Source organism: Paraburkholderia sp. J63, assembly GCF_905220245.1.
GTDB lineage: Bacteria > Pseudomonadota > Gammaproteobacteria > Burkholderiales > Burkholderiaceae > Paraburkholderia.
In genome coordinates, this window is sequence record NZ_CAJMZF010000001.1 from 248,448 (window position 1) to 273,655 (window position 25,208).

Genomic DNA, 25,208 nt, shown 5'->3' on the forward strand with positions numbered 1-25,208 from the left:
AAAACAACTCAAGGATAACTAACTATGGGCGCTTGCCGCGCGTCGTCCCGGCGCGCGGGTCGCGATAGCGCAATGCATCGATCACGAGCCCGAGCGCGCGCGACGACTGTCGCCGGCTCGGGTAGAACGCGTGATAGCCGGGGAAGACCGGGCACCAGTCCTTGAGCACGCTCTTCAACCGGCCCGCGCGCAGATGAGGCAGCGCCACGTCTTCGGGCAGGAAGGCGAGGCCGAAGCCGTCGAGCGCGGCATCGAGCATTTGCGGGACCGCGTTGAACGTGAGCTGGCCATCCACGCGCACCTGCAACGCGTGATCGTCTTTCTTGAGCTCCCACGCGTAGAGCCCGCCCGAGCCCGTGAGGCGCAGCGTGATGCAGTTGTGCGCCAGCAGATCCTGCGGCGCCTTAGGCGCCTTGTGCTTCGCAAGGTAAGCGGGAGAGGCCACGATGGCCATCTTCAGATCGGGGCTGATGCGCACCGCGATCATGTCCTTCGCCACCTGGTCGCCGAGACGCACGCCGATGTCGTAGCGGTCGGCCACGATATCGCGCAGCCCGTAATCCACGGTGATTTCGACCTTGATGTCCGGATACGCGGGCAGCAGCGTTTTGAGTCTCGGCCAGATCACGGTATTGACGGTATGGTCGATCGCGGTGATGCGGATCGTGCCCGCGGGCTTGTCGCGCAGGTCCGCGAGCGCGGCGAGTTCGGCGTCGATCTGCTCGAAGCGCGGCGAGACGGCCTGAAACAGGCGCTCGCCCGCTTCGGTAGTGGAGACGCTGCGCGTGGTGCGCGTGAGCAGGCGCAGCCCGAGGCGCGCTTCGAGCGCGCGCAGGGTGTGGCTCAGCGCGGATTGGGAAACGCCGAGCTGGGCCGCGGCGCGCGTGAAGCTGCGCTCGCGGGCGACGGCGAGAAAGGCCTGAAGATCGCTGAGATTGTCGCGCGCCATGAGGGGATCGAATGCGGGGAGGTGGCGCTGATCGTAACATTGGTGGGGTGGTTGCTGGGTGGAGGGGCTGCCTGGCGGTCGCAGCAACGCAGCGCGCACATCGTCCCTTCCACACCCTCACAAAATTTGCCCCCCCGCAAACACAGCCCAAATTTCGAGCCGCCCCTCACCGATCAAACCCATTCCAGCCTCTTTGAGATCGCAGTTTGCTTAACATCGGCGACCCGCAGTCGCAACCGCAAGCCATCGCCGCTGAGTACGACGACGACGCGCGACGGCTTTTCACGGCCCCGATGGAAGGCACCCCCACCATGTCCCAGCCCCGATCTCCCGAAGCCGGCGCATTGCGCGCAGGCGATACGTTTGCCGCTGCCGAAGCCGCCTGGCAACGCGGCGAGGCCGAAGCCGCGCGCGCCATGTGCGGGCGCCTCGTTGACGCCGATCCGCAAGACGCCGATGCGCTGCATCTAGCCGGCCTCCTCGAAATCGGGCGCGACCGCGAGGCCGCGAGGGCGCTGATCGGCCGCGCGCTCTCGGTGCGCGAGGACCCCATGTTTCTCGTGAACTTCGCCATGACCTGCGTTGGCCCGGCCGAGCGGGACATGGCCATCCACGCGTTGAATCGCGCAATCGAGTTGCGGCCGAACTCGCCCATCGCGCTCAACAACCTGGGCCACCTGTACGGCGAGGCGGGCGATGCCGCGCGGGCCTCGGCGCTGTTCGAACGGGCGCTTGCGCTGGCGCCGAATCACGCGGCCATCCATTTCAACTACGGGACCATGCTGTTGAAGGCCAACGAGCTGGCACGCGCGGAAGCCGTGTTGCGTCGCACGGTCGCCATCGCACCGAATCACGCGGACGCCTGGAACAATCTCGCCAAGGTGATGCTCGCCGAAAAACGTGTCACGCAGGCGCTGGCCGTGCTCGAGCACGCGCGCGCGCTCGCGCCGGATTCGGTAGAAATCCTTACGAATATCGGCGCGATCCTGAGCGGCGGCGCGCGCATCGAGGAAGCCCGAACGGTGCTCGAACGCGCGCTCGAGCTCGATGCGCACCGGGCCTCCGCGTGGAGCAATCTCGGCAGCGTGCTGCTCAAGCTCGCGCGGCACGACGAGGCGCGCGCCGCGCTGGCCCGCGCCGTCGAACTGAAGCCGGACTTTGCCGATGCGCATATCAATCTCGGCAACGCATGCAGCAAGGCCGGCCGTATCGACGAGGCCATCGCGTGTTATCGCCGCGCGATGGCCTGCGATCCCGCCCATTCCGGCGCGCACAGCAACCTGCTGTTCTCGCTGATGTTCGCTCTCGACGACGCTCATGCGATCCGTGCCGAGGCCGAGCGGTTCGCCGCGCGGCACGAGGCGGCGTTCCTTGCCGCGAGCGCGGGAGCGCGTTATGCAAATACGCCGGAAGCCGCGCGGCGGCTGCGCATCGGCTATGTTTCGCCGGATTTTCGCAATCATTGCCAGTCGCTGTTCACGACGCCGCTTTTCAGCCATCACGATCACGCCGCTTTCGAGATCGTCTGCTATGCGCTGAGCGCGCAGCGCGACGATGCAACCGTGCGCCTCCAGAAATGCGCGGATCTTTGGCGCGACGTGTCCGAATTCGACGATGGACGCCTTGCCCAGCAGATTCACGACGACGGCATCGACATCCTGGTCGATCTCACGATGCACATGGACGGCGCGCGGCGCCTGTTGTTCGCGCGGCGGCCCGCGCCGGTTCAGGTGGCGTGGCTTGCGTATCCGGGCACGACGGGCAGCCCGTCGATCGGCTGGCGTTTGACCGACCCGTGGATCGACCCGCCCGATGTGCCGCATGTAGATGACCAGTACACCGAACGGTCGCTGCGTTTGCCCGATGCGTTCTGGTGCTATGACCCGCTTACGCAGGGTGTGGATGCGAACGTGTTGCCGGTGCATTCTGCCGGGCATATTACGTTCGGATGCCTGAATAATCCTTGCAAGCTCACCGACACCACGCTGTCGCTCTGGTCCGGCGTATTCGCGGAGTTGCCCGATGCGCGGCTCGTCCTCATGACGCCGCCCGGCGGCGCCCGCCAGCAGATTGCAGCGCGTCTGGCCGCGCACGGCGTCGATCGGGACCGCGTGAGCTTCGTGGGCTTTCAGTCGCGCGCCGACTATCTTCGGACCTATCACCGGATCGATATCGCGCTCGAAACGTTTCCGGCCAACGGCCACACCACGAGCCTCGACGCCTTCTGGATGGGCGTGCCGGTGCCCACGCGCTTTGGCCGCTCCGCGGTGAGCCGCGCCGGGCTTTGCCTGCTTGCGAATCTGGGCCTGCAGGATCTGGCGGCCGACAACGATGCGGACTACGTCGCCATCGTGATGGCGCTCGCGCGCGACTTGTCGCGGCTTGCCGCGCTGCGCGCGGGCCTGCGCGCGCGCATGGAGGCTTCGCCGCTCATGGACGGCGCACGCTTCGCGCGCAACGTCGAAGCGGCTTATCGGCAGATCTGGGAAACCTGGTGTGCGGACGCGAAGCGGGCACCCCTGTTGCGATAGTCAAGAGAGGCGAGGCCCGCCCGCCTCAAGCCACAATGGCCGGATGCGCCTGCACCGGCCCGCCCAGTTGCTCGCGATGCGAGGGCGGCTGGCGTCCGTCGATATCGGTAATGCCGTATTCGCGCGCGAGCTCGGCGCCCACGAGCACGAGCCCTGACTTCTGCGCGCGTTGCGGATCGCGATAGAGCGCGTCGACGAGCCGCCCCGTGAATTGCGGGCTTTCCGCGAGTTCGCTGAATCCCGCATACTGCTCGGGATGCGCGGCGATCACGCGCGCGGTGCGCTCGGTCTGGAGCATGCCCATCCAGATCGACACCGCCGCAACGCCGACCGGGCGCAGGTCCACGGCCATGTCCTTCGCGAACTTGTCCACGCCCGCTTTCTGCGCGCCGTAGGCCGCGCCGTGCATATAGCAGCTCGCGCCGAACGACGAGGTGAACGCGATCAGGCCGTCGCGTTGCGCGGCCATCATGCGTGCCGCGTGCCAGCTCGCGACGTAGGCCGAGCGCAGACCCACGTTGAGGATGTCCACCATCTCCAGCGGTTTTTCCCAGAACGGCGCGGGGCGGATCAATTCGTCGTGCAGGACCGTTGCGTTGTTCACGAGCACGTCGAGCCGTCCTTGCTCCTCGCCGATGCGCGCGAAGGCGGCGGCGACCTGGGCATCGTCGGCATGGTCGCAGGCGAGCGCGATGCCGCGGCCGCCGAGGCGCGTGATTTCGGCGGCGGTCGCGTGGATGGTGCCGGGCAGGGGCGCGTCGCCTTCCTTCTGCGAGCGGCCCGTCACGTAGACGGTGGCACCGGCCGCGCCCAGCGCGAGCGCAATGCCTTTGCCCGCGCCGCGCGAGGCGCCGGTAACGAGTGCAACATAGGGATGGGGCGATGGGCCCATGCGTGAATGCTCCATACGGTCAACTCGATGGCCGCCACGCAACGTGGCGGGATGATGTTGCGTTAGCAACTATTTAAGCGGTTATGCCTCGATCAGCTTGCGCGCATCGCAGGCCGCGAATGCCGCGGCGCGGATCGCGTCGACGGGGTCGGCCGCAGGCGGCGTATCGAGCCAGTCGCCGAGCGGAATGAACGCGCTGATCTCGAGCCCGTGCCCCGAGAGCGCGGGCAGCTTGAGCGGGGTGGCGAGCACGTTGAGCCTCGAAAGACCCAGATCGCGCAAGATCTGCGAGCCAATGCCGTAATGGCGGTTGCCGGGCTGCTCGCCGTGGCCATCGTGCGAATGGGCCGCTGCGCGTCTGCCGGTGCGCAGCGCGCAGTCGAGCAGCACGGCCACGCCGCAGCCGGCCTGACCGATGCGCGCGAGCGCGCCGTGCAGCGCGAGACCGTGCGCGTCGGGTTGCTCGTCGAACAGGTCGAGCAGCGAGGCGCGCTCCTGCACGCGTACGAGCGTGGGCACGTCGGCGCTGGGCTGGCCGCGCACGAGCGCGAGATGGCTTGCGCCGCGCACGCGGTCGCGATACTCGATCGCCTCGAACGGCCCCCACGCGGTCGCGAGCGTGCGCGAGGCCACGCGCTCGACCAGCGTCTCGCGCTCGCTGCGGTAGCGGATCAGGTCGGCAATGGTGCCGATCTTCAGGCCGTGCTCGCGTGCGAAGACCATGAGCTCGGGCAGGCGCGCCATGGTGCCGTCGTCGTTCATGACTTCGCAGATCACGGCGGCGGGCGTCATGCCCGCGAGCGCCGTGAGATCACAACCAGCCTCGGTATGGCCCGCGCGCACCAGCACGCCGCCCTCGCGCGCGACGATCGGAAAGACGTGGCCCGGCTGCACGAGATGCCCGGCGGCCGCGCCCGGCGCGATGGCGGTGCGGATCGTGTGGGCGCGGTCGGCCGCGCTGATGCCCGTGGTCACGCCGTGCGCGGCCTCGATGCTCACCGTGAAGGCCGTGCCGTACTGCGTGCCGTTGTGCGCGCTCATCGGGCTCAGTTGCAGGTGCGCGGCGTGACCGGCCGTGAGCGTGAGGCAGACGAGGCCGCGCGCGTGGCGCGCCATGAAATTGATCGCCTCGGGCGTGACGCAGTCGGCGGCAATCACGAGATCGCCTTCGTTCTCTCGGTCCTCCTCGTCGACGAGGATCACCATGCGGCCCGCGCGCAGTTCTTCGACAATGGTCGGGGTATCGGCCAGTTTCATGCGGTGTGCTCCTCAGGGGTGGCGCTAGCGGTGCAATGGGTGCGGACAGTATCGACGCCGAAGACGGGCGCGCGGCGCTCCGCGAACGCATTGGCGCCCTCGCGGAAGTCGTCGCGCGCCGTGCAGGCGAGAAAGGCGCGCTGCTCGGCCACGAGTTGCGCGCCGAGCGTGTGGCGCGGCGCATCGGCGATCAAATGTTTGGTGTGCGAGAACGCGACGGGCGAGAGCGCGGCGAGGCGCGCGGCGCGCTCGCCGGTGGCCACGGCCAGCTCGGCGGCGGGCACGACCCAGTTCACGAGGCCGGCGCGCAGCGCGTCGGCGGCGCTATAGCGCTCGTCGAAATAGAGCCACTCGGTGGCCGTGCGCACACCCATCAGGCGCGGCAGCGTGAAGGTCGCGCCGCCGTCCGGCGAGGTGCCGAGGCGGTTGTACGCCGAGGTGAAGGTGGCGTCGTCGGCGGCGATGGCCACGTCGCAGGCGGCCACGAGCGCGAGGCCGAAGCCCGCCGCCGCGCCGTTCACGCTCGCCATCACGGGCTTGGGCGAGCGCGCGATCAGTTCGACCGCGCGCTGCGCGTGGCGCACGAGCTTGCCGATGCTGCGCTCGCGTCGTGCGGCGGAGAGATCGAGCGCGGCGCGCATCGCGCGCACGTCGCCGCCGGCCATGAAGGCGCGGCCCGCGCCGGTCAGCACGATGGCGCGCACGGCGCTTTCCTGCGTGAGGCGCTCGAGCCGCGCGCACAATTCGACGGCCATGGCTTCATTGAGCGCATTGAGCGCGTCGGGCCGGTTGAAGGTGAGCGTGACGACGCCGTTGGCGTGCGTGGCGAGTATCGTGTCGGTCATGGGACGTTGGCGTGCGTGGTGCGTGCGTGGTGCCTGGATGGCGCAGGGCGGTCAGGGGTGCAGTGCCGCGCGCAGCGCGCGGGCGCCCAGGTCGAGCGCGGCGCTCGCGGCGTCGAGCACGCCGAGCATGCTGGCGAAGCCGTGCATCTGGCCCGGCCAGCGCACCAGCGTCACGGGTACGCCCGCCTGCGCGAGACGCGCCGCGTAGTGCTCGGCTTCGTCGCGCAGGGGGTCGCATTCGGCGCTCACGATGGTTGCGGGCGCAACCTGTTCGAGACGCTCCATGCCGAGCGGGCTCGCGAGCGGCGATGCGCGGTCGGCTTGCGGCTCGAAGTACTGGTCGCGGAACCAGCGCATGAGATCGGCGTCGAGCAGATGGCCGCTTCCATACGTTTCGTATGAGGGATGCTCGTGCGCGTTGTCGAGGACCGGGTAGAGCAGCAATTGATGCGCGATCGCCACTTCGCCGCGCAACTGCTGCGCGCAGACGGCGGCGAGATTGCCGCCCGCGCTGTCGCCGGCCACGGCGAGCGCGCCCGGCACGGCGCCCAACTCGGCGGCGTGGGCCGCGGCCCAGCGCACGGCCGCGAGCGCATCGTGCGCGGCGGCCGGGAAGCGCGCCTCGGGCGCGAGCCGATAGTCCACGGAAAGCACGAGCGTTCGCGCGCGCGCCGCGAGCGTGCGGCAGAGGTTGGCGTGCGTGTCGAGTCCGCAGGCGACGAAGCCGCCGCCGTGGAAGAACACGAGCAGCGGCAGCGCCTGGCCCTTGGCGTCGCCCGCACCGGCTGAATTGATCGGACGATAGAGACGCGCGGCGAGCGGGCCGGCCGCACCGGGCAGCGTCAGGTCTTCCTCGGCGCCCACGGCGTCGCCGGGGCCGATCGCGCTGGCCACGCCGCCGCCCGCCGCGAGCGCCGCGCGGTAGCTGGCGGCGTCGAGCCGGCTGTAATCGGGGGCGGGCATGCCGGCGAGCGCGGCGAGCAATGCGGCGGCCTGTGGGTCTAGCGCCATGCGGGGGTCTCCTTGTCGGCCGGAGCGGGCGCGCAGCCCGTACCCCGGTCCCATGCAAAGTTGGAAAACATCGTCGAAGCGCCTTAGCCGGCGCCGTTCAGCGCATTGGAGCGCTTGCGCGGGCCGTCTGCATCGTCCGATCAGACGAGGGGCGCGGGCCGCGAACGGCGTAATGTCTGTCACGAAAGCTCTGACACGAAAGCAAGGGCGCACGCGCCGGCCAGGGGAATGTCCCGATGCCGGCGGCGAGACAGCCCCGTAAAGTTGGCCGTCGCTTTGGGCGGCATGGAGGACGGAGACCGTGTTGATGGAGACAAGATGGGCCCCGGAAGAGGGCCAGGACGCCGGTGTCATGGCTGGCGTCGATATTGCGCAGTTCAGCGCGCTGCTGGCGCGCGTGTACCAGGGGCCGCTGGAAGAAGTGCCATGGTCGGGGGCGCTCGAACTGGTGCGGCAGCACCTGGACGCAAACTACGCGACGCTGATCCTGCGCTCGCCGGCGAGCGACCGGCGCGGGCTGATGGTGAGCGCATCGGGCGGCGACAAGCCCGATGAGGCTTCGTATAACGACTATTACTACTCGCTCGACCCGTTCGTCGGCCTGCCGGCGGACCGCGTGGTGACCGTGGACGAGGTGTTCGGCGAGACCGGCTGGCTCTCGAGCGAGCTCTACAAGCAGTTCCTGCAGCCCGCCGACGTGCGCTACATCATGGGCGCCGACCTGCGCACCGAGTCGGGCGTGGAGTGCCGCTTCCGGGTGTGCCGCAAGCACGGCGCCGTGCATTTCAATGCGCGCGACAAGGCGTTTTGCGCGCTCCTGCTGCCGCATTTGCGCCGCGCGGTGGAACTGCATTCGCGCCTCGACGTGGTGGAGTCGGAGCGCACGCTCTACGCGAGCGCCATCGACCGCATGCTGGTGGGCATGGTCACGCTCGACGAGAGCGGCGCGATCATGAGCACCAATAGCGTGGCCGACGAAATCCTCGCGGAGAGCGACGGTCTGCGCATCGCGCACGGCGCCGTCGAGGCCATGGACAACCAGGAGAACCGCACGCTGCAACGGCTCATCCGCCACGCGATGATGGGCCACTTCGGCACGGCTGGCCCGCTCGTGGAGGCCATGCCCGTGACGCGCAGCGGCGACCGGCCGAAGCTCGGCGTGCTCGTGCGCACCGTGCCGCTCTCGGACTGGTCGGAGGATAATCGCCGACGCCCGGCGACGGTGCTGTTCCTGCGCGATCCGGACCGCAAATCGCAGCGCTCGCAGGAGATTGTGAGGAAGCTGTTTGATCTCACGCCTGCCGAGACTTCGCTTGCTCTGCTGCTCACTAACGGCCTTACGCTCGAAGAGGCTGCCGAGGAGCTGGGCATCAGCAAGAATACGGCGCGTGCGCATCTGCGCTCGATCTTCTCGAAGACGGGTGTGACGCGTCAGGCTACGCTTGTGCGGATCCTGCTTGGTAGCGTTGTGCCGTTGGGTTGAGGCGCGGGGCGCTTTAGCGCGTTACTTCTGCGCGTTTGCGGATGTTGGTCATCGTTCGTTATGTTTGGAGAAAGGCGGCCCCATGTGGCCGCCTTTCGTGTTTCATATCGGCCGTTTTTGCGTGAGCACGAGCAGTGCGCCGTTGCGGTCCTCGAGCACCGCGCGTAGCTCGTGCGGCCCCTGCTGAACCGGCACGCGCACGCTGGCGCCCGTGGCCACTACGCGCTCCATGGCCGCATAGAGGTCGTCATCCTCAGCAATGCGAAACGTTAGCGCGGGACGCTCGACGATCCGCTCGTCGCCGGCTACCAGCGCGATCGTGAGCGGACCGCCCTCCAGCGCGCAGTAGCGCTCGCCGTCGCGCATTTTCACCGTGAGCCCCAGCCCGTCTACGAAGAACGGCAGCGACGTGTCGATCGTCTCCACCGGGTACAGCATCATCGAAGCCTTCATTGCATCTTCCTTTTGAGTTGTCTTGTGTGGTTATTCCACATGACCGATGCTAGCGCGCGCGTGGCCACGCGCCATGTCCGATTGGACTAGGGCTCGTGCGTTTCCTTGTGTTCGTGTCGGTCTGCCAGCGTTGCCCCTGTGCGGGGCGGCACCTACTTTCTTTGCGGCGGCAAAGAAAGTAGGCAAAGAAAGCCGCTCACACCGCCAGTGTGACGAAGTCCGCAAACAGCCGTTCAGGGGGAAAGGTATAGGAGCGTCTGTCGCTTCGCACCACCAGACGAAGTGACAAGGCACCCGCACATCCGGCGGCGCTGCGCGCGCCGTGGGGCATAACCGAAAACCGGCGGGATGAATGAGTCCTTTGTCACTGGGTGGAATGGTGCGAGATGGCGGACGCGCCTATACCGTTCCCCTTAAACGGCTGGTTGTGGACTGCGTCACACTGGCGGTGTGAGCGGCTTTCTTTGCCTACTTTCTTTGCCGCCGCAAAGAAAGTAGGTGCCGCCCCGCACAGGGGCAACCCTGGCAGACCGCCACGAACACAAGGAAACGCGAAAAGAGAAACGCGAAAACAAGAAACCGCAAAAACCACCAAAAGCCCAAACCGTTAATCCAAACAGACGATGCACCACTTGCCCACCGAACAGAAACTTCATCTAGTGGACCGTCACGAATCAAACCGGCAGTGGCCGCGCGGCACCCGCCGCCCCCGTCCGACAAACAAGGAGACACCCGCGATGAAGTTTTCTTTGATCTACGAAGCACAGACGACCGATGCCTCCCGCGAAGGCGACCACCGTGTCTTCAAGGAGACCGTCGAGCAGGCGCTGCTCGCCGAGCAGATGGGCTTCGACACCGTCTGGTGCGTCGAGCACACCTCGCTCACCAACTACGCGCACATGAGCGCGCCGGAAACGTTCCTCGCGTACCTCGCGGGCCGCACCACGCGCATCGGTCTCGGTCATGGCGTCGTCTGCCTGCCGCCCGCCATGAATCACCCGATCAAGGTGGCCGAGCGCGTCGCGCTGCTCGACATCCTCTCGGAAGGCCGTGTGCATTTCGGCGTGGGCAAGGGCGGCAGCCAGCAGGAGGCAGGCGCCTTCGGTTACGACCTCAACGAACTGCAGCCGATGATCGACGAGTCGATGTATCTGGTGCCGAAAATGTTCGTTCAGGACGAGATCGAGCACGACGGCAAATACATCAAGATTCCTAAGCGTCCGATTCACCCGAAGCCGTATCAGGACCCGCATCCGCCGATGTACATGGCCTGCACCAACAGCGACGCGCTCACGCGCGCGGGCCAGCGCGGTCTTGGCGCGCTCGTGCTCGGCTTTGGCGGCCCGGACGAAGTCGCGAAGAAGAACGCGCTCTACCGCGAGGCATGGCGCACGCGCAAGGCCGAGGACCAGGTGGGCTTCCGCCCGACCGAGCATCTTGCCGCGCTGTGCCCGGCCATCGTGATGGGCGACGGCCAGCAAGCCCGCAAGATCGGCATTCGCGGTCAGCGCTACTTCATGGAGTCGCTCGCGTACTGGTACACGGGCGGCGAGCGCCCCGATCCGTCGAGCTGGGGCGACGACCTCGTGCAGGCCGATAGCGGCCAGATGGTGATCCGCTCGCGCTTCGCTTCGGAAGAGGTGGTGGTGGACTTCAGCGATCCGGCACTCTCGATGATGAACCCCAACCACGCCTACGGCACGGTGGACGACTGCATCGGTTACGTAGGACGCCTGATGGAAGCGGGCGTGGACGAAGTGCTGTTCCTCGTCCAGATGGGCACGGTGCCGCACGAGGCGGCGCTCGAATCGATCCGCAATATCGGCGAGCACGTGATTCCGTACTTCAACCGCGTCAAGGCGCGCGCTGTGGCCTGAGCGGCGCCAGGCCGTTCGTGCGCCGCGCCCGGCGCCGGTCGCGAGGACCGTGAGCCGGGTGCGGGCGCGCCAGCAGATCGAACCGACGACGAACCACCGTGGCGCGCGGCGCCACCGAAGAAGACGACATAGGAGACAGCGGTGCACCGAGACCACGAATCGAATGCCCTTGCAGCCGAACTGATCGCACGCGCGCAGGCGCTCGCGCCCGTGCTGGCCGAGCGCGGGGACGCGGCCGAAGCCGCCGGGCGCATCCCGGCCGAGACCATCGCCGACATGCAGGCGGCCGGCTTCTTCAAGGTGCTCCAGCCGAGGCGCTACGGCGGCTATGAACTGGAGCCGCAAGCGTTCTTCGAGATCCAGATGGCGCTCGCGCGCGGCTGCATGTCCACGGCGTGGGTGTACGGCGTGATCGGCGTGCACAACTGGCAGCTCGCACTCTTCGACGAGCGCGCGCAGCAGGAGGTCTGGGGCAAGGACCCGGCCACGCTCATCGCCTCCACCTATATGCCGGTGGGCAAGGTCACTCCCGTGGAAGGCGGCTTCCGGCTCTCGGGCCACTGGAAATTTTCGAGCGGCAGCGAGCTTTGCGAGTGGGTGTTCCTCGGCGCACTCGTGCCGCCGGCGCGCGCGGGCGAGCCGCCCGAGTACCGCACCTTCCTGCTGCCGAAATCCGACTACGCGATCGAGCAAGACTGGGACGTGCTCGGCCTGCGCGCGACGGGCAGCCACGACATCGTCGTGAACGACGTGTTCGTGCCCGAGTACCGCACGCACAAGGCCGTGGACGGCATGATGGGCACGAGTCCCGGCCTCGCCGTGAACGATGCGCCGCTGTTTCGCCTGCCGTTCGCGCAGATCTTCGTGCGCGCGGTTTGCACGGCATGCATCGGCGCGCTGCAAGGGGCCGTGGACGACTTCCAGGGCTACGCGAAGAACCGCGTGAGCGCCAACAGCGGCGCGAAGACCAGCGACGATACCGGCGCGCAGAGCGCCTGTGCGAACGCCGCGGTCGCCATCGACGAAATGCAGGTGCTGTTGCGCCGCAACTTCGCGGAGCTGCTCGCGGCGGCGCAAGGCGGCCCCGAGGTGTCGATCGAGCGGCGCGTGCATTTCCGCTACCAGTCCGCGCAGGTGGCCGAGCGCTGTGCCCAGGCGGCCAACGCGCTGCTGCGCTACGCGGGCGGCAACGGCATCTACCGGCGCAATCCGCTCGTGCGGCGTTTTCTCGATCTGCACGCGGCGCGCGCGCACTACGCGAACAACGTCGACCGCTTCGGCCAGAATCTCGGCGCCGTGATGCTCGGTCGCGCCAACACCGACTTCTTCATCTGAGGCGGGATTCATGAACGATCGGGCCATGGAAACAGAAACGTTCGATGTACTGATCGTCGGATCGGGCGCGGGCGGTCTGCTCGCCGCGTGCCGCGCCGCCGATCTCGGCCTCTCGGTGCTCGTGATCGAAAAGAGTGCGCAGTATGGTGGCACCTCGGCGGTCTCGGGCGGCGGCATCTGGGTGCCGTGCAATCACCATATCGCCGAAGCGGGCGGCGCCGACACGCGCGAGGCCGCGCGCACCTATATCGAAGCCTGCACGCAAGGCGCGGCCACGCCGGCGCGGCTCGACGCCTATCTCGACAGCGCGCCCGAGATGCTGCGCTATCTGGAGGCGCGCACGCCGGTGCGCTACCAGTCGCTGCCGCGCTATGCCGACTACTTCCAGGAGCAGCCCGGCGCGATGCCCGGTTACCGCGCGCTCGATCCGCTGCCGTTCGACGGCGCGCGTCTGGGCGCCGAGTTCGCGCGGCTGCGCGATCCTTCGCCGGGCACGCTGATCGGCGGCCGCGTGGCCGTCACCTCGAAGGAGGCGCATACGCTGCTCGCGAAAGAGCGCGGCTTCATCGCGCTCGCGCTGCGCGAATTCGGGCGCTACTGGTTCGATATCGGCGCGCGGCTGCGTTCGCGGCGCGACAGAAGGCTCACGCTCGGCAATGCGCTCGTGGGCGGTCTGCGTTACGCGCTGCTCGAACGCAAGGTGCCGCTCTGGCTTGCTACGCCGATGCGCGAATTGATCGAAGAGAACAGCCGCATTGCGGGTGTCGTGGCCGAGCGCGAGGGCAAGCGGATCCGCGTGCTCGCGCGGCGCGGCGTGATTCTCGCGGCGGGCGGCTTCGAGCGCAATCAGGCGCTGCGTGAGCGCTATCTGCCGCAGCCCACCGCCGCGCAATGGAGCGCGACGCCGCCCAACAACACCGGCGACGCCATCGTGGCCGGCGAAGAGGCGGGCGGCGCGCTCGCGCTCATGGAGCACGTCTGGGGCGCGCCTACGGTGCGCGTGGAGGGCGAGGAAAAGCAGCGCGCGTTGTTCGTGGAGCGCAACCTGCCCGGCTGCGCGATCGTCAACGGGCTCGGGCGGCGCTTCGTCAACGAGGCCGCGCCGTACTCGGAGTTCGTGCCCGCGATGTACCGCGACCACGCGGCAACGGGCGCGAGCGTGCCCGCGTGGATGATCTTCGACGCGCGCTTTCGCAAGCGCTACCCGTGCGGCCCGATCATGCCCGCTTCGATGATGCCCGACTCGCGCATTCCCGCGGCGTTCCGCGCGCTGCTGCATCGCGCCGATTCGCTCGACGCGCTCGCGGCGCAGATCGGCGTGAACGCAGCGGGCCTGCGCGAGACCGTCGAGCGCATGAACCGCTACGCGGCGAGCGGCGTGGACGAGGAATTCGGCAAGGGCGGCAACGTGTTCGACACCTACTATGGCGACCCTTCGGTGCAGCCCAATCCGTGCCTCGCGCCCATCGGCGAGGCGCCGTTCTACGCGGTGCGTATCGACGCGGGCGACATCGGCACGAAGGGCGGCCTTCTCACCGACGAGAACGCGCGCGTGCTGCGCGCCGACGGCAGCGCCATCGCGGGCCTCTACGCCATCGGCAACACGAGCGCCTCGATGATGGGCGCGAGCTATCCCGGCGCGGGCTCGACGCTCGGGCCCGCGATGACGTTCGGCTATCGCGCCGCCAATGCGCTCGCCCTTGCCGTTTCCGCCGAGGCAGAAGATTCGGCATCCGTATCAAATGCTCGCGAAGACCAGGACCCGGCCCGCGAGCTTCGTGGAGTCACACAATGAGCGAACTTTCCCCCGAACCGCTGCGCGCCGACATGCTGCAAGCGATGCGCCGCCTCGCGCGCTCGGTCACGGTCATCAGCTGCTGCGACGGCGAGCGCCGCTATTCGATGTCGGCCACCGCCGTGGATTCGCTGTCGACCGAGCCGCCCTCGCTGCTCATCTGCATCAACCGGTCTTCGTCGATCTATCCGCCGCTCGCGGCGGGCGCGGACTTCTGCGTGAACCTGCTCGCGGCGCAGCAGCAGGACATCGCCATCGATTGCAGCGGGCGCCTGAAGGGCGAAGACCGCTTCTCCACCGGCGACTGGCAGCGCTCGGAAGATGGCGTGCCCTATCTGCACGGCGCGCAGGCCAATCTCGTGTGCCGCCAGGACGGGCGCTTCGATTACGGCACGCATGCGGTGTTCATCGGCCGGCTGCTCGAAGTGAAGCTGAGCGGCGAAATCGATCCGCTCGTCTATGTCGATGGCGTCTATACGACGGCCACCGGATCGGCTACGGCGGCGGCTTCCGCCGCGCTCTCGCGCTGCGCAGCCGCATGAACTCGCGCGCCGCCCGGACCCTGAACGCCGCGAACGCAGAGGCAAGCATGGGTGCATATGCACGCACACGGGAACACGCGAGCGCGACGCCCGTCGAGCCGCCGCTCGTCGTGGCCGACGCCGGGGCGCACCGCTGGGACGACGTCTGCGGCGTGCTGATCGCGGGCTTCGGCGCGGCGGGCGCGTGCGCCGCGCTCGAAGCGGCGCAGGCGGGCGCGCGCGTGCGCATCGTCGAGCGCTTCGAGGGCGGCGGCGCGAGCGCGAAAAGCGGTGGCGTGGTCTACGCGGGCGGCGGCACGCCGTACCAGCGCGAAGCGGGCTACGCGGACACGCCCGAGGCAATGGCGGCCTATTTGCAAGGCGAAGTCGGCGATGCGGTCTCGCAGGCCGCGCTCGAACGCTTTTGCAGCGGCAGCGTCGCGCAGCTCGCGTGGCTCGAACGCCATGGCGTGCGTTTCGGCGCGACGATGCCCGTGCGCAAGACGTCCTATCCGCCCGAGCGAGCCTTTCTCTACTACTCGGGCAACGAGGCCGTGGGCGATGCGCCCGCCGTGCCGCCCGCGCCGCGCGGTCATCGCACGAAAGGGCGCGGCATGTCGGGGCGCGTGCTGTTCGACACGCTGCGCCGCGCCGTTCAGGCCGAGCCCAATGTCGAAATCGTGCGCCACGCGGGCGTGCGCCGGCTCATCGTCGACGCGACCGGACGCGTGATCGGCGCGCAGATCTGGCGCGTCGAGCCGGGCCGCGCGCAGCGCCATCATGCACGCCTCGCGCGCTGGGCCGACAAGCTCCACAACGGTCTGCCCGCGCTCGCCGACCGCCTGCGTGCGGCGCTCCTTCGCCTGGAGCTGCGCGCGAGCCGTCCGCTCGACATTCGCGCCGATGCGGTCGTGCTCGCCACCGGCGGCTTCATCTTCAACCGCGAGATGCTCGCGCAGCACGCGCCGCGCTACCTCGCGAACTGGCGCCTCGGCACGACGGGCTGCGACGGCTCGGGCATCCGCCTCGGCCTCTCGGCGGGCGGCGTTGCGGACGGCATGGAGCGCGTTTCCGCATGGCGCTTCATCAATCCGCCGTTCGCATGGGCGCGCGGCTGCGTGGTGGATGCACGCGGCGAGCGCTTCTGCAACGAAGAGGTCTACGGCGCCACGCTGGGCCATGCGATGTGCGAGACGCACGACGGACGCGCGTGGCTGATCCTCGATGCCGCGCTCGTGCGCGAAGCCTTGCGCGAATGCGTGCGGGGCCGCCTCTGGGCGTTCCAGAGCGTGCCCGCTCTGATGCTCATGCTGGCGGGGCGCAAGCGCGCGGCCACCGTCGCGGAACTCGCAGCGCGTATAGGCGCCGATGCCGTCACGCTCGAACGCTCGCTGGCCGCGTACCGGACCGCCGCGCGCACGGGGCGCGACGAGATCTTCGGCAAGTCCGCCGCGATGCTCGCGCCGCTCGCGCAGGCGCCGTTCTACGCGCTCGATATCTCGGCGGCGAGCCGCACCTTTCCGTGCCCCGCGATCACGCTGGGCGGCCTGCGCGTGGACGAGTCCAGCAACGCGGTGCTGCGCGCCGAAGGCGGCGCCGTCGCGGGCCTCTATGCGGTGGGGCGCGCCGCGCGCGGCCTCGCCTCGAATCACTACGTGAGCGGTCTTTCGCTCGCGGACTGCATCTGGTCGGGCCGCCAGGCGGGCCGTGCGGCGGCGCGCGACGTGCTGGCCGCGCGCGAGCGTTCGCACAACGATCAGGATGCCGAAATTACTGCACCTGTGCATGGCACAGCCGGTGCGCCGGGACGAACCGGCGCGAGGGTCATACCGCTTTATCCACTGACACACTGACGAAGAGAGAGAACGAAGATGGGAGACAGACTCAAGGGCAAGATCGCCATCATCACGGGCGCCGCGAGCGGTGTGGGCAAAGCCGACGCGCTGCTGTTCGCCACCGAGGGCGCGCGCGTCGTGCTCACCGACGTGAATGAGGAAGCGGGCCGCGCCGTGGCCGCGCAGATCGGCGACGCGGCGCTGTTCGTGCGCCATGACATCGCCTCGGAAGCGGGCTGGAACGACGTGTTCGGCGCGGCGCAAAAGCAGTTCGGCACGCCCGACGTGCTGGTCAACAACGCGGCCATCCTGCAGCTCGGCAGCATCGAGGACACGTCCCCGGAGCTCTGGCAGCGCGTGCTGCGCATCAACGCCGAAGGCTACTTTCTCGGCTGCCAGGCGGCCGTGCGCGCGATGAAGGAGAAGGGCGGCTCGATCGTCAACATGTCGTCGGTGGCGGCGCTGGGCGGCCTCGGCATGTTCTGCGCGTACTCGGCGAGCAAGGGCGCGGTGACGGCCCTGACGCGCTCGATCGCCGCTTACTGCAAGCAACAGGGCTACAAGATCCGCGCCAACACCATTCACCCCGACGGCATCCTCACGCCCATGACCGAGCCGTTCTTCGGCTCGGCCGAAGCGGGCCGCGCGCAGCTCACGGAATCGGTCGATCCACGCGCGCGCATGTGCCTGCCCGAAGACATCGCCCAGCTCGTGCTGTTCCTCGCCTCCGATGAAGCGCGCTTCATCAACGGCAGCGAGTACCGCATCGACAACGCGCAGATGATCATGGGCGTTGCCTGAGACTCGCCATGACCGAAGCGCGTTTTCATCGGCTGCGAGTGGCCGACGTGATAGCCGAAAGCGCCGATGCGCGCTCGTTCGTGTTCGAGCTGCCCGCGGCGCTCGCTGATTCGTTCTCCTACCGGCCGGGGCAGTTTCTCACGCTACGCCTGCCGGGCGCGCCAGAAGCACCAGGCGCGTCTGGTATTGGCGCAGCGCTGCAGCGCTGCTACTCGCTTTCGAGCGCGCCCGGCGTGGACGCGGCCCCGAAGATCACGGTCAAGCGCGTGCGCGAGGGCCGCGCGTCCAACTGGCTCTGCGATAGCGTGCGCCCCGGCGACGAGCTCGACGTGATGGCGCCCGCGGGCGTCTTCACGCCGCGCTCGCTCGACGACGACCTGCTGCTGTTCGCGGGCGGCAGCGGCATCACGCCGGTGCTCTCGATCCTGAAGGCCGCGCTGGTGGGCGGGCGCGGCATGCTCACGCTGATCTACGCGAACCGCGACGAGTCGTCAGTGATCTTCGGCGCGGCGCTGCGCGATCTCGCCCAGCGGCACCCGGGCAGGCTGCGCGTGATTCACTGGCTCGACAGCGTGCAGGGCGTGCCGAAGCAGCGTCACCTCGAAGAGCTCGCGCGCCCGTGGAGCCGTCAGGAGTGCTTCATTTGCGGCCCGGCGCTCTTCATGGAGAGCGCGCTGGCCGCGATGCTCGCGCTCGGGCTGCCGCGCGCGAAGATTCATGTCGAGCGCTTCGCTTCGCTGCCCGACCGGCCTGCCCAGGCTAAGTCCCCGGCGCAGACGGCGGCCGCGCCGCCCGCTGAGCGCGAGCCCGCCAGGGACGCGGCCGAATCGGCCTCGCAACCCGCCCAGCAAACTGCGCCGCAAGCCGCGCATGTCGAAACACAGCTCGACGGCGCGAGCGCGCAATTCATCTGCGAGCCCAATGAGACGCTGCTCGACGCGATGGAACGCGCAGGGCTCTCGCCGCCCAGTTCGTGCCGCAGCGGCCTGTGCGGCGCATGCATGTGCCGCGTGGAGGCGGGCAGCGTGACGCTGGCCGGGAACGGCGTGCTCGACGAAGAAGAGCGCGCCGCCGGCTGGACGCTCGCCTGCAGCGCAACGCCGGCGAGCGCCGAGCTGCGTATCGTCTTTCCCGATTAGGGGCGGCGCATGCACATCGTGCGTGCGTTGTTCCTCGCCCTGAGCGCCGCCGCTTCGCGCGCCGTCCCGGACGCGCGCGGCGGCGGCGCATGTATTTCCGGAGTCCCAAGATGACGCCCAACCAGACGCCCAACGAGTCCATCCACGAAACCCTGACGACGCCCGCGCTGATCGCACGCGGCGCGGCGCGCTACGGCGCGCGCATTGCGATCGAAACGCCCGAGGGCAGCCTGAGCTACGCCGAGCTCGACGCCGCGCGCATCGAAGCGGCGCGCGCGCTGATGGCCTGCGGCGTTGCCGCCGGCGAGCGCGTCGCCATCTGGGCGCCCAATCTGGCCGAATGGATCGTCGCCGCGCTCGCGATCCAGAGTGTGGGCGCGGCGCTCGTTCCGGTGAACACGCGCATGAAAGGACTCGAAGCGGGCGCGATCCTCGCGGATAGCGGCGCGCGCGTGCTGTTCAGTTGCGGCGCGTTCCTTGGCGAGGATTATCCGGCGATGCTCGCGCCGCATCGGCCCGCCACGCTGGAGCGTGTGATCGTGTTCGGCGCAGACCATGTCGATGGTCACAATGGCCACGACGAAAGCTGGCAGCAGTTCCTCGCGCGCGCCTCGGAAACGCCGCTCGAAGCATTTCGCGCGCGCGAAGCGCAAGTGGGCCCGGACACGCTGATGGACGTGATGTTCACCTCGGGCACCACAGGCCGCCCGAAGGGCGTGATGACCGCGCACGGCCAGAACGTGCGCGCGGCGCATGGCTGGGCCGGGATCGCGATGCTGCGCGAGGGCGACCGCTACCTGATCGTCAGCCCGTTCTTTCACGCATTCGGCTACAAGGCAGGCTGGCTCGCCGCGCTCACGAGCGGCGCGACGGTGCTGCCGCATCTCGTGTTCGACCCGCGAGCGGTGCTCGAGCGCGTGGTGCGCGAGCGCGTTTCCGTGCTGCCGGGGCCGCCCACGCTCTATCACGCGTTGCTCGAAACGCCAGGGCTCGCGGGCCTCGATCTGTCGTCGCTGCGCGTGGCGGTCACGGGCGCGGCCGCCATCGCGCCGAGTCTCGTCGAGCGCATGCGCGCGGAGCTGAACTTCGAGATCGTGCTCACGGGCTACGGTCTTACGGAGTCCTGCGGATTCGCCACGCTGTGCCGCCACGGCGACGATGCCGTCACCGTCGCGCAGACCTCGGGCCGCGCGATGCCGGGCATGGAGGTTCGCATCGCCGGGCCGGACGGCGCGCCGGTCGCGCCGGGCGAGACCGGCGAAGTCTGGGTGCGCGGCTACAACGTCATGCGCGGCTATCTGAACGACGCGGCGGCCACGGCGCAGGCCGTGGATGCCGATGGCTGGCTCCATACCGGCGACCTCGGCACGCTGGACGAGCGCGGCTACCTGCGCGTGACGGACCGCATCAAGGACATGTTCATCGTGGGCGGCTTCAACTGCTATCCGGCCGAAATCGAGCGCCTGTTCGCGGCCCACGAGGCCGTCGCGCAGGTCGCGGTGGTGGGCATGCCCGACGCGCGCCTGGGCGAGGTGGGGCACGCCTACGTGGTGCTGCGCGCGGGCGCCCAGGCCGATGCCGCCTCGCTCACCGAGTGGGCGCGCCGCAACATGGCGAACTACAAGGTGCCGCGCCGCATCGAGATCGTCGAGGCGCTGCCCGTGAGCGCGGCGGGCAAGGTGCTCAAGTACCGCCTGCGCGAAGGGGCCAGGGAGGGCGCTCCCGCTTGATGGACGGGCCTTGACCCATAGTCCCAACAGACGATGTTGGGACCGCCCCCGGCGGCCAGAATAGACCTCACTACAACGGGTTTTCTGGAGGGGCGAAGATGAGCGATGTGCGAGCGTTGGGCTACGTCGTCGTGCAGTCGGCACAGGTGGAGCAGTGGCGCGACTATGCGCAGAACGTGCTCGGCATGGAGGCGTGTGAGGCAAAGCAGGGTACGAACGGCGCGCTGTACCTCAAGATGGACGAGCGCGATTTCCGCTACCTGATCGTGCCCGGCGACGAAGACCGCTACTTCGCCTCGGGCTGGGAACTGGCCGACGAAGCGGCGCTCGCCTCGCTCGTCGCGCGGCTCGAACAAGCGGGTGTCGAGCCGCGCCGCGCGAGCGCCGAAGAAACGGCGCTGCGCCGCGTCCAGGCGATGGTCTGGTGCCTCGACCCTTCGGGCAACCGCCATGAGTTCTTCTGGGGCGTGCGCTCGGACTTCCGCCGCTTCGTCTCGCCCGTGGGCGTGCCCGGCTTCGTGACCGGCGCCATGGGTCTGGGCCACACGGTGCTTCCCGCACCGGCCTTCGACGCCACCGACGCTTTCCTGCGCGATGTGCTGGGCTTCGCCCTCTCCGACATCTACCGCGTGCGCTTCTCCGCCGACCCCGCAGAGCCCGAAAAGCGCATCCACTTCCTGCACTGCGGCAACGCGCGGCACCACAGCCTCGCGATCATGGACCTCGCCGTGCCCTCGGGCTGCATCCACGTGATGGCCGAAGTCTCCTCGATGGACGAAGTGGGCCGCGGGCTCGACCGCATGAACGCGCATGGCGTGAAGCTCTCGGCCACGCTCGGGCGCCATTGCAACGACCAGATGACGTCGTTCTACATGAAGACGCCGGGCGGCTTCGACCTCGAATACGGCCATGGCGGCCTGCAGGTGGACTGGCGCGAACACAGCGTCTACGAAGCCACGCGCGTGAGCCTCTGGGGCCACGACTTCAGCATCGGATTTTGAGGAACCCTGATGAAAACGCTCGATAAACGCCTGAGCGCGCGCGATGCGGTCGCGCAGCTCGAAGACGGCATGACCATCGGCATTGGCGGCTGGGGCCCGCGCCGCAAGCCCATGGCGCTGGTGCGCGAGATTGTGCGCTCGCCGCTGCGCGATCTCACCGTGGTCGCCTACGGCGGCCCGGACGTGGGCCTGCTGTGCGCCGCGGGCAAGGTCAGGAAGGTGGTGTTCGGCTTCGTCTCGCTCGACGTGATTGCGCTGGAGGCGCATTTCCGCCGCGCGCGCGAAACGGGCGCGATCGACGTCTGGGAACTCGACGAGGGCCTGCTGCAACTGGGCCTGCGCGCCGCGGCGGCACGCCTGCCGTTCCTGCCCACGCGCGTGGGCCTCGGCACCGACTTGCTGCGCCACGCGCCGCATCTGCGCACGGTTCGCTCGCCTTATGAGGATGACGAAACATTGCTCGCGATGCCGGCGATCGATCTCGACGCCGCGCTGCTGCACGTGAACGCCGCCGACGCGATGGGCAACACCCGCATCGACGGCCCCGATCCGTTCTTCGACGCATGGTTCGCGCGCGCCGCGAAGCGCACCTTCGTGAGCTGCGAGACGCTCGCGGAATCGCTCGCGAGCGCCGATCTCGAAGCGGCGCGCCGCAACCCGTTCGAGCGCTCGCTCGTGACGGGCGTGGTGCACGCGCCGTGCGGCGCGCATCCCACCTCGTGCGCGCCGGCCTACGGCTGGGATCTGCCGCATCTGAAGGCGTACAGCGCCGCTGCGGCGAGCCCGGAGCAAACCGCCGCGTATCTGCGCGACGTCGTGGGCCCCGACGAATCCGCCTGGCTCGCGGGCGCGGGCGGCCCCTCCCATATCGCGGCGCTGCCGCTGCCGATTCTGTGAAAGGAGCGAGCGTGAACGACGCAATCGACTATTCCCTCGCCGAGCTGATGATCGTCGCCTCCGCGAGACTCTGGCGCGACGACGGCGAGGTGCTGGCCACCGGCATCGGCACGGGGCCGCGCCTCGCGGCGGGCCTCGCGCGCCTCGCGTACAACCCCGGCCTCATGCTCACCGACGGCGAGGCGTATCTCGTCGAAACACCGGTGCCGCTGGGTCCGCGCGACGCCGCCTATCGCGTGGCGGCGAGCGGCTGGATGACCTATGAGCGCGTGTTCGACTGCGTGTGGCACGGCCGCCGCCACGCACTCGTGATGCCCACGCAGATCGACCGCTTCGGCCAGGCCAACATCTCGTGCCTCGGCAGCGACTACGCGAAGCCGAAGACGCAACTGCTGGGCGCGCGCGGCTTCCCCGGCAACAGCATCAATCATGCGAATTCGTTCTTCGTGGCGGGCCATGGCACGCGCACCTTCGTGGCCGGCGAAGTCGACATGGTGTGCAGCGTGGGCTACAACCCGGCGCGCGAGATCGAGGGCATGCGCGCGTTCACGGATCTGCGCGCCATCGTCACCGACCTCTGCGTGATGGACTTCGGTGGCCCCGATCACGCGGTGCGCGTGCGCTCGCTGCATCCGGGCGTGAGCTTCGACGAAGTGCAGGCGGCCACCGGCTTCGCGCTCGCCGCCGCCGACGATATCGGCACGACGGCGCCGCCCGGTGCCGAGGACTTGCGCATCGTGCGCGCGCTCGATCCGCACAATCTGCGCGCAGCGATCCTGCGCGACAATCCCGCGCCGCGGCGCGTGTAAAGCGAGCGAGGCCATCATGCAGGAAAGTCTTTCGCATAACGAAGAAGTGGTGCTTTACGAGGTGGCGGACGGCATCGCCACCATCACGATGAACCGCCCCGAGTACCACAACGCGCAGAACTCGAAGATGACTTATGCGCTCGACGCGGCGTTCCAGCGCGCGGCCCACGACGACGCCGTGAAGGTCATCGTGCTCGCCGGCGCGGGCAAGCATTTTTCGGCGGGCCACGACATCGGCACGCCGGGCCGTGACATCGACACTTCGTTCGAGCGCCAGTCGCTCTGGTACGACCATGTGAACAAGGAGGGCGGCGAATTCCTATACGCGCGCGAGCAGGAAGTCTATCTGGGCATGTGCCGCCGCTGGCGCGATCTGCCCAAGCCGACCATCGCGATGGTGCAGGGCGCCTGCGTGGCGGGCGGCTTGATGCTCGCGTGGGTCTGCGATCTGATCGTCGCATCGGAGGACGCTTTTTTTGCGGACCCGGTCGTGCGGATGGGCATTCCCGGCGTGGAGTATTTCGCGCATGCCTATGAGCTGAATCCGCGCATTGCCAAGGAGTTCTTATTTCTTGGCGAGCGCATGAACGCACAGCGCGCCCAGCAGATGGGCATGCTCAACCGCGTCGTGCCGCGCGAGGCGTTGCGCGAGAGCGTCTACGAGATGGCCACGAAGATCGCGGCGATGCCGCGCCTCGGCCTTACGCTCACCAAGCAGGCGATCAACCACGTGGAAGAGCTGCAGGGCAAGCGCGCGGCGATGGACGCCGCGTTCGCGTGGCATCACTTCGCGCACGCGCACAACGAGCTCGTGAGCGGCGACCGCCTGGGCGGCTACGACGCGCGCAAGATGGCGCAATCGCAGCGCACGCCGGGCGCGAGCGCGAAGGAAGCCGCGCCGGAGGGCAGGTCATGAACGCGAGCGCCGTTGAAGTGCCCGCCGGATTGCGCACGCCGCTCACGGACCTGCTCGGCTGCCGCTATCCGGTCGTGCAGACGGCCATGGGCTGGGTGGCCGACGCGCGCCTCGTCGCGGCCACCTGCAACGCAGGCGGCTTCGGTTTTCTCGCGGGCGCGACGCTCGAGCCCGAGCGCGTGGAGGCCGAGATCCTGCGCGTGAAATCGCTCACGGACCGGCCCTTCGGCATCAACTTCCATATGTTCCAGCCCAACGCGGCGCAGGTCGTCGATCTCGCGATCCGCCACCGGCTGCGCGCGGTGAGCTACGGACGCGGCCCCGACGCGAAGACGATCCGCCGCTTCAAGGACGCGGGCGTGCTCTGCATTCCCACGGTGGGCGCGCCCAAGCATGCGGCCAAGGCCGTCGAGCTCGGCGCCGATGCGGTGACCGTGCAGGGCGCCGAAGGCGGCGGCCACACTGGCTCGGTGCCCACTACGCTGCTGCTGCCGCGCGTGCTCGACGCCGTGCAGGTGCCCGTGATCGCGGCGGGCGGCTTCTTTGACGGACGCGGTCTTGCCGCCGCGCTCGGCTACGGCGCGGCGGGCATCGCGATGGGCACGCGCTTTCTCATGACCGAGGAGTCGCCCGTGCCGCGCGAGACGCTCTCGCGCTACGTGGCCGTGAAGGACCCGGCGCAGATCCGCGTTTCGGCGGCGCTCGACGGCCTGCCGCAACGCATGATCGACAACCCGTATCTGCTGCATCTGGAATCGCTCGGGCCGCTGCGCCGCACGCTCTTTGCGCTGCGCACCGCGCAGGCATGGCGCCGCCAGAACGGCCTCTCGCTCGCGCAGATGGCGGCCATCGGCATGAAGGCGCTGCGCGAGCACGGCTATACCGCGAGTCAGACGCTCATGGCCGCTAACGCGCCGTACCTGATCCAGCGCGCAATCGTCGAAGGGCAGCCGGACGAGGGCGTGCTGCCGGGCGGCCAGGCGGCGGCGATGATCGGCGCGATCGAGCCGTGCGAGACGGTGATTCTGAGCATCGTGCGCGAGGCCTGCGAGCGGCTCGACGCGCTGGCCGCGCTGCGCGGCGAGAGCCTGCACGCGCAAGCCGATACGGCGCGTGCGTAGTGAGCAAGAT

Annotated in this window: 21 protein-coding genes; 15 read left to right on the plus strand and 6 right to left on the minus strand. The window is 68.8% G+C overall.

Translation table 11 applies throughout. The annotated features are described in order from the left end of the window. Nucleotides 1-22 precede the first annotated feature (22 nt). Entirely contained in the window at nucleotides 23-949 is a 927-nt protein-coding gene (locus U5775_RS01120; RefSeq protein WP_322056273.1) for a LysR family transcriptional regulator, read from the minus strand. A gap of 311 nt (nucleotides 950-1,260) precedes the next feature. Between U5775_RS01120 and U5775_RS01125 the strand changes: the two genes are divergently transcribed. Further along, nucleotides 1,261-3,480 (plus strand): tetratricopeptide repeat protein, encoded by a 2,220-nt coding sequence (locus tag U5775_RS01125; protein WP_322056274.1) that lies wholly within the window; start codon nucleotides 1,261-1,263, stop codon nucleotides 3,478-3,480. A 25-nt stretch (nucleotides 3,481-3,505) separates the two neighbouring features. Here the strand turns inward: U5775_RS01125 and U5775_RS01130 are convergent, their stop codons facing one another. From U5775_RS01130 to U5775_RS01145, 4 genes are all read right to left on the minus strand, one after another. Beyond that, nucleotides 3,506-4,372, minus strand: coding sequence for an SDR family NAD(P)-dependent oxidoreductase (locus U5775_RS01130; RefSeq protein WP_322056275.1), 867 nt, complete (start codon nucleotides 4,370-4,372; stop codon nucleotides 3,506-3,508). A gap of 81 nt (nucleotides 4,373-4,453) precedes the next feature. Beyond that, nucleotides 4,454-5,629 carry a bifunctional 3,4-dihydroxy-2-butanone-4-phosphate synthase/GTP cyclohydrolase II gene (gene ribBA / locus U5775_RS01135; protein ID WP_322056276.1) on the minus strand — a complete coding sequence of 392 codons (1,176 nt, stop codon included), beginning with the start codon at nucleotides 5,627-5,629 and terminating at the stop codon, nucleotides 4,454-4,456. Next, a complete protein-coding gene (locus U5775_RS01140) occupies nucleotides 5,626-6,474 on the minus strand; it encodes an enoyl-CoA hydratase/isomerase family protein (protein WP_322056277.1) in 849 nt (282 codons plus the stop codon). The genes ribBA and U5775_RS01140 overlap by 4 nt, the downstream gene beginning before the upstream one ends. Nucleotides 6,475-6,525: 51 nt before the next feature. Continuing rightward, nucleotides 6,526-7,485 (minus strand): alpha/beta hydrolase, encoded by a 960-nt coding sequence (locus U5775_RS01145; RefSeq protein ID WP_322056278.1) that lies wholly within the window; start codon nucleotides 7,483-7,485, stop codon nucleotides 6,526-6,528. 307 nt (nucleotides 7,486-7,792) lie between these two features. On the opposite strand from U5775_RS01145, the gene U5775_RS01150 reads away from it, so the two are divergent. Then, on the plus strand, nucleotides 7,793-8,968 hold the full coding sequence (locus U5775_RS01150) for a helix-turn-helix transcriptional regulator (protein ID WP_322056279.1): 1,176 nt from the start codon (nucleotides 7,793-7,795) through the stop codon (nucleotides 8,966-8,968). Nucleotides 8,969-9,070: 102 nt separating this feature from the next. Here U5775_RS01150 and U5775_RS01155 read toward each other — a convergent pair whose 3' ends face one another. After that, a complete protein-coding gene (locus U5775_RS01155) occupies nucleotides 9,071-9,421 on the minus strand; it encodes a VOC family protein (RefSeq protein WP_322056280.1) in 351 nt (116 codons plus the stop codon). Nucleotides 9,422-10,158: 737 nt separating this feature from the next. Here U5775_RS01155 and U5775_RS01160 point away from each other — a divergent pair. The 13 genes from U5775_RS01160 (at nucleotide 10,159) to U5775_RS01220 (ending at nucleotide 25,198) form a co-directional block, all read left to right on the plus strand. Further along, nucleotides 10,159-11,298: an LLM class flavin-dependent oxidoreductase gene (locus U5775_RS01160; protein ID WP_322056281.1), complete on the plus strand. Its 1,140-nt coding sequence runs from the start codon at nucleotides 10,159-10,161 to the stop codon at nucleotides 11,296-11,298. 141 nt (nucleotides 11,299-11,439) lie between these two features. Continuing rightward, complete coding sequence (locus U5775_RS01165) at nucleotides 11,440-12,633, plus strand: acyl-CoA dehydrogenase family protein (protein ID WP_322056282.1); 1,194 nt, start codon at nucleotides 11,440-11,442, stop codon at nucleotides 12,631-12,633. Between the two features lie 10 nt (nucleotides 12,634-12,643). After that, a complete protein-coding gene (locus tag U5775_RS01170) occupies nucleotides 12,644-14,428 on the plus strand; it encodes an FAD-dependent oxidoreductase (protein ID WP_415913490.1) in 1,785 nt (594 codons plus the stop codon). Further along, nucleotides 14,425-14,970: a flavin reductase family protein gene (locus tag U5775_RS01175; RefSeq protein WP_322056284.1), complete on the plus strand. Its 546-nt coding sequence runs from the start codon at nucleotides 14,425-14,427 to the stop codon at nucleotides 14,968-14,970. Before U5775_RS01170 ends, U5775_RS01175 begins: the two co-directional genes overlap by 4 nt. 47 nt (nucleotides 14,971-15,017) lie before the next feature. Beyond that, complete coding sequence (locus U5775_RS01180; protein WP_322056285.1) at nucleotides 15,018-16,802, plus strand: FAD-binding protein; 1,785 nt, start codon at nucleotides 15,018-15,020, stop codon at nucleotides 16,800-16,802. Nucleotides 16,803-16,820: 18 nt separating this feature from the next. Continuing rightward, entirely contained in the window at nucleotides 16,821-17,585 is a 765-nt protein-coding gene (locus U5775_RS01185; RefSeq protein WP_322056286.1) for an SDR family oxidoreductase, read from the plus strand. A gap of 8 nt (nucleotides 17,586-17,593) precedes the next feature. Continuing rightward, entirely contained in the window at nucleotides 17,594-18,724 is a 1,131-nt protein-coding gene (locus tag U5775_RS01190) for a ferredoxin--NADP reductase (RefSeq protein ID WP_322056287.1), read from the plus strand. Nucleotides 18,725-18,834: 110 nt separating this feature from the next. Beyond that, a complete protein-coding gene (locus tag U5775_RS01195; protein ID WP_322056288.1) occupies nucleotides 18,835-20,454 on the plus strand; it encodes a FadD3 family acyl-CoA ligase in 1,620 nt (539 codons plus the stop codon). Nucleotides 20,455-20,552: 98 nt separating this feature from the next. Next, a complete protein-coding gene (locus U5775_RS01200) occupies nucleotides 20,553-21,455 on the plus strand; it encodes a VOC family protein (protein WP_322056289.1) in 903 nt (300 codons plus the stop codon). 9 nt (nucleotides 21,456-21,464) lie between these two features. Continuing rightward, nucleotides 21,465-22,352 carry a CoA transferase subunit A gene (locus tag U5775_RS01205; protein ID WP_322056290.1) on the plus strand — a complete coding sequence of 296 codons (888 nt, stop codon included), beginning with the start codon at nucleotides 21,465-21,467 and terminating at the stop codon, nucleotides 22,350-22,352. Between the two features lie 47 nt (nucleotides 22,353-22,399). After that, nucleotides 22,400-23,161, plus strand: a complete 762-nt coding sequence (locus tag U5775_RS01210) for a CoA-transferase subunit beta (RefSeq protein WP_415913497.1) — start codon at nucleotides 22,400-22,402, stop codon at nucleotides 23,159-23,161. Between the two features lie 16 nt (nucleotides 23,162-23,177). After that, on the plus strand, nucleotides 23,178-24,077 hold the full coding sequence (locus tag U5775_RS01215; protein WP_322056292.1) for an enoyl-CoA hydratase: 900 nt from the start codon (nucleotides 23,178-23,180) through the stop codon (nucleotides 24,075-24,077). Beyond that, nucleotides 24,074-25,198 carry a nitronate monooxygenase gene (locus U5775_RS01220; RefSeq protein ID WP_322056293.1) on the plus strand — a complete coding sequence of 375 codons (1,125 nt, stop codon included), beginning with the start codon at nucleotides 24,074-24,076 and terminating at the stop codon, nucleotides 25,196-25,198. The genes U5775_RS01215 and U5775_RS01220 overlap by 4 nt, the downstream gene beginning before the upstream one ends. Nucleotides 25,199-25,208 lie beyond the last annotated feature (10 nt).

Excerpts from the sequence above, each read along its gene's own strand:
- U5775_RS01205 (WP_322056290.1), top strand. The coding sequence starts at position 21,465 with ATGAAAACGCTCGATAAACGCCTGAGCGCGCGCGATGCGGTCGCGCAG.
- U5775_RS01200 (WP_322056289.1), top strand. The coding sequence starts at position 20,553 with ATGAGCGATGTGCGAGCGTTGGGCTACGTCGTCGTGCAGTCGGCACAG.
- U5775_RS01215 (WP_322056292.1), top strand. The coding sequence starts at position 23,178 with ATGCAGGAAAGTCTTTCGCATAACGAAGAAGTGGTGCTTTACGAGGTG.
- U5775_RS01130 (WP_322056275.1), bottom strand. The coding sequence starts at position 4,372 with ATGGGCCCATCGCCCCATCCCTATGTTGCACTCGTTACCGGCGCCTCG.
- U5775_RS01155 (WP_322056280.1), bottom strand. The coding sequence starts at position 9,421 with ATGAAGGCTTCGATGATGCTGTACCCGGTGGAGACGATCGACACGTCG.
- U5775_RS01120 (WP_322056273.1), bottom strand. The coding sequence starts at position 949 with ATGGCGCGCGACAATCTCAGCGATCTTCAGGCCTTTCTCGCCGTCGCC.
- U5775_RS01185 (WP_322056286.1), top strand. The coding sequence starts at position 16,821 with ATGGGAGACAGACTCAAGGGCAAGATCGCCATCATCACGGGCGCCGCG.
- U5775_RS01125 (WP_322056274.1), top strand. The coding sequence starts at position 1,261 with ATGTCCCAGCCCCGATCTCCCGAAGCCGGCGCATTGCGCGCAGGCGAT.
- U5775_RS01195 (WP_322056288.1), top strand. The coding sequence starts at position 18,835 with ATGACGCCCAACCAGACGCCCAACGAGTCCATCCACGAAACCCTGACG.
- U5775_RS01140 (WP_322056277.1), bottom strand. The coding sequence starts at position 6,474 with ATGACCGACACGATACTCGCCACGCACGCCAACGGCGTCGTCACGCTC.
- U5775_RS01180 (WP_322056285.1), top strand. The coding sequence starts at position 15,018 with ATGGGTGCATATGCACGCACACGGGAACACGCGAGCGCGACGCCCGTC.
- ribBA (WP_322056276.1), bottom strand. The coding sequence starts at position 5,629 with ATGAAACTGGCCGATACCCCGACCATTGTCGAAGAACTGCGCGCGGGC.
- U5775_RS01220 (WP_322056293.1), top strand. The coding sequence starts at position 24,074 with ATGAACGCGAGCGCCGTTGAAGTGCCCGCCGGATTGCGCACGCCGCTC.
- U5775_RS01175 (WP_322056284.1), top strand. The coding sequence starts at position 14,425 with ATGAGCGAACTTTCCCCCGAACCGCTGCGCGCCGACATGCTGCAAGCG.
- U5775_RS01145 (WP_322056278.1), bottom strand. The coding sequence starts at position 7,485 with ATGGCGCTAGACCCACAGGCCGCCGCATTGCTCGCCGCGCTCGCCGGC.
- U5775_RS01210 (WP_415913497.1), top strand. The coding sequence starts at position 22,400 with ATGATCGTCGCCTCCGCGAGACTCTGGCGCGACGACGGCGAGGTGCTG.
- U5775_RS01170 (WP_415913490.1), top strand. The coding sequence starts at position 12,644 with ATGAACGATCGGGCCATGGAAACAGAAACGTTCGATGTACTGATCGTC.
- U5775_RS01190 (WP_322056287.1), top strand. The coding sequence starts at position 17,594 with ATGACCGAAGCGCGTTTTCATCGGCTGCGAGTGGCCGACGTGATAGCC.
- U5775_RS01160 (WP_322056281.1), top strand. The coding sequence starts at position 10,159 with ATGAAGTTTTCTTTGATCTACGAAGCACAGACGACCGATGCCTCCCGC.
- U5775_RS01150 (WP_322056279.1), top strand. The coding sequence starts at position 7,793 with ATGGAGACAAGATGGGCCCCGGAAGAGGGCCAGGACGCCGGTGTCATG.